The organism is Patulibacter minatonensis DSM 18081, from assembly GCF_000519325.1.
Classification (GTDB): domain Bacteria; phylum Actinomycetota; class Thermoleophilia; order Solirubrobacterales; family Solirubrobacteraceae; genus Patulibacter; species Patulibacter minatonensis.
The window spans coordinates 5,519,653-5,521,807 of record NZ_KI912613.1; the positions used below are offsets into that span (position 1 = coordinate 5,519,653).

2 protein-coding genes are annotated in these 2,155 nt (G+C 67.2%); both read left to right on the forward strand.

The genetic code is table 11. The annotated features are described in order from the left end of the window. The first annotated feature begins 87 nt into the window (after window positions 1–87). A complete protein-coding gene (locus tag PATMI_RS0126050; protein WP_026912466.1) occupies window positions 88–960 on the forward strand; it encodes an MlaE family ABC transporter permease in 873 nt (290 codons plus the stop codon). 6 nt (window positions 961–966) lie between these two features. Then, window positions 967–2,155: MlaD family protein (locus PATMI_RS0126055; RefSeq protein WP_157260983.1), on the forward strand; the 1,189-nt coding region annotated here is incomplete at its 3' end.

Consider the following 2,155-nt stretch of genomic DNA (forward strand, 5'->3'; position numbering starts at 1 on the left):
GCGATCTACATCTACAACTATCTCCTGAACTCGCTGCTCTTGGGCGCGTTCCCGGAGACCGCGACCCTCCGCTAGGGGCTGAGAGCTATGGAAGCTGGAAACTCTCCCGCGCCGTACCAGCCCACCGGGGCGGGCCGCAAGGGCACCCCGACCGGTCTGGAGCGGTTCGCTGCGGGGTTCGTCGACCCGGTCCGCAACATCCTGGTGGAGGCCGGGCAGATCGGTGCGTTCGCGGGCCGGTCGTTCTTGGAGCTGCGCGGCACGCTGCGGTATTCCGCGGAGATGATGCGGCAGGTCGCGTTGTTGATCACCGGGTCCGCGATGGTGTTGTGGGCGATGCAGTTCACGTTCGGACTGACGTGCGGCAACGAGGCCGTGTATGTCCTGCGCGGCTACGGCGCCTCGTCGTATGCCGGGGTGTTCTCGGCGATCTGTCCGGTGCGTGAGGCGACGCCGTTCATGTTCGCGTACATGATCGGCGCGAAGATCGGTTGCGGCTACGTCGCCGAGCTGGGGTCGATGCGGATCAACGAGGAGATCGACGCGATGGAGTCGCTGGGCATCAACCCGATGCGCTACCTCGTCGGCACCCGCCTCTTGGCGAACATCCTCGTCAGCCTGCCGATCTTCATCAGTGGTCTGGTGCTGTTCTACCTGGGTGAGGTGTTCGTCATCTTGTTCCAGATCGGCGAGATCTCGCGCGGGGCATGGGAATCGGTGCACTGGGCGTTCACTGATGCACCGTCGGTGATCTTCAGTTATCTGAAGACGTTGGTGATGTGGGTCGCGATCGTGATCGCGGCGATGTACTACGGGATCAACGCCAAGGGCGGACCCGTAGGAGTTGGTGAGGCGACCGCCCGATCGATGGTGGTGGCGCTGATCCTGACGATGGTGCTCAACGAGGGCTTCACGATCCTCTTCTGGGGCGCCGATTCCAAGCTGCCCGTCGGAGGCTGAACAGTCGTGTCTGATCAGGACAACACGCGTACGCCCCTGCGCAAGCTGGGCCCGAACCGCACCAAGGTTCGAGCCCAGGCGTCGGGCCGGCGCGGCCCAAATCCCGCGGTGCGAGGCGGCCGGTGGCTCGTCGGCCACCCGTGGTCCATCATCGGCGCTGCCGTCCTCGTGTGGTTCGTGATCTGGGTCATCGGGACCCGGTCAGAGCCGCACCACATCAAGGCGGCGTTCCCGACCGCCTTCAACCTCCGCCCGGGTCAGGACGTCGCGATCGACGGCCGTGACGCCGGCAAGATCTCCGACGTCGAGTACAAGGACGGCCGCGCGGTCGTCGAGATGGGCATCTCGGACGACTACTGGCCGATCCCGCAGGGCACGACGGCGACCTCCCGGTACGGCACCACGATCGGTTCCGGTACCAGGCGCGTCGACCTGCAGCTCGGGCCGAAGGGCGGCAAGGACCTCCCCGAGGGCGGCATCATCGCCACGAAGGACACGCGTCCCGCGGTCGACATCGACGCGGTGCTCAACACGCTCAACGGCAAGACGCGGCAGTCCGTCACGGACCTGACGCAGAAGATGGACCGGGCGCTGTCGGGGTCCGAGCAGGACACCAACGACTCGCTCGCCTCCACGCCCGAGGGCCTCAAGCAGATCGACGGGTTCCTCAAGGACCTCGGCGGCGACAGCGTCGCGCTGTCCGGCCTGATCACGAACGCCGACCGCCTGACGAAGATCCTCGCCGCCCGCTCGGGGCAGGTCCAGGACCTCGTCACCGTGTCCTCCCGCACCTTCCAGGCGTTCGCCGCCCGGTCGACGCAGGTCCAGCAGACGCTCGACGGCATCCCGTCGGCGCTCGGCGAGACCCGCACGACCCTCCGGCGCGTGGACGGCAGCCTCGGCGGCCTCCAGCAGCTCGTCGACGACCTGAAGCCGGGCGCGAAGAAGATCCGCCCGCTCGCCAAGGCCGCGACGCCCGCGCTGCAGAACCTGTCCTCGATCGTCCCCGCGGCGCTCTCGACCGTGCGGACGACGACCAAGGTCGCGCCCGAGCTCAACACTCTCCTCACCAATGGCACGCCGTTCCTGAACAAGGTGGGCCGCGTGACGAAGGAGGCCACACCGATGCTCGACTGCGTGCGGCCGTACACCCCGGACATCATCAGCGCACTCGGCGGCTTCGGCAGCTGGGCAT